At 50.0% G+C, this 282-nt stretch carries 1 pseudogene; it reads left to right on the forward strand.

From position 1 onward, the window contains the following. Positions 1-282: pseudogene (locus AB9K26_RS05515) on the forward strand (hypothetical protein); the annotation flags it as partial.

Genomic DNA, 282 nt, shown 5'->3' on the forward strand with positions numbered 1-282 from the left:
AGGAGCTGATTCCTATGAGTGGAGCACAGGTGAAACCACGTCCGCTATTTCGGTATCGCCAAATACTACTACGACATATACAGTGACAGGTTTCTCAAACGGCTGTGAATCGACCGACGCGGTTGTAGTGACCGTTGAGACCGAAACTGTGGTTGCCAATGCAGGAGCAGATGTTGAGATCTGTTCTGGAACAGTGGCTACTTTGACTGCTTCGGGAGGAACTAGCTACGAGTGGAGTACTGGAGAGACGACACAGAGCATTGAGGTAAGCCCTAACGTTAC

Origin of the sequence: Psychroserpens sp. XS_ASV72 (assembly GCF_041224425.1) — a bacterium.
Taxonomy (GTDB): Bacteria; Bacteroidota; Bacteroidia; order Flavobacteriales; family Flavobacteriaceae; genus Psychroserpens.